The organism is Ruegeria sp. AI3 (assembly GCF_056541245.1).
In genome coordinates this window covers 1-886 of record NZ_JBQFYA010000066.1, presented here as the reverse complement: position 1 = coordinate 886, position 886 = coordinate 1, and the positions used below count along the sequence as shown (strand labels likewise).

At 56.3% G+C, this 886-nt stretch carries 1 protein-coding gene; it reads right to left on the bottom strand.

Translation table 11 applies throughout. From position 1 onward, the window contains the following. Positions 1-14: 14 nt before the first annotated feature. Positions 15-886: DMT family transporter (locus ACRZ95_RS23045; RefSeq protein WP_480555712.1), on the bottom strand; the 872-nt coding region annotated here is incomplete at its 5' end.

The window sequence follows — 886 nt, the reverse complement described above, 5'->3', positions numbered from 1 at the left end:
CCGGGCGTATAGCCTTAGATTGGAGGCACGGCACGCACGGCGACCAACTGTCTGGCCGCCACCCTTTCACGATGTATCATATACAGCCCCGCACCGATGATGATGGCAATGCCAAGCAGACTAAGCGTGTTCGGGAAGTCATTGAAGACAACATAGCCGAACAAGGTCGCGACCGGCAGCTCAAAATACTGCAGCGGTGCCAGCGTGACGGAAGGCGCAAAAGACAGCGCATATGTCATCATCATGTGGCTCACCGTCGCGAAAAAGCCAGCGCCTAAAAGCCACAATAACGCGATGTCTGTCGGCCAAACGGGATCAAACAAATCAGAGCCGGAACCTTGCGCAACAATTAGAGCTGGAATGCAAAACAGGCTGGCGATCAGGCCAGTGTGGAATTGCAGGGTCACGGGGTGCACCCGACGCGACAACCCACGGGTCAAAAGAATGTAGAAAGCAAAGGCAACTGCCGTGCCAAGCGGAATAATGGCAACCGCGCCGAAAGCTGCGAAACTGGGCTGGATGACGAACAACACCCCGACAAACCCCACAAGCGCCGCGCCGACGCGACGCGGGCCGACGTCTTCACCAAGATAGAACTTGCCGACCAACAAGACGATGAAAGGGGCAACGAACACGATTGCCAGCGCATCGGCAAGGGGCATCACCCGGATCGCGGCAATGAAGCAAAATGTTGCGAACACCAACAGCAATGAGCGAAAAACCAGCACCATCACCTGACCTTTCGCCACGCGCAACGAAAGTCCCATTATCCAGATGAAAGGCGCCATTAACGCGCATTGCACCACAAACCGCGCAGCCGTAATCTGCCCAACCGGCACACTGGTCGACGCGAGTTTCGCAGACACGTCCAGCAAAGGAGCGGTTA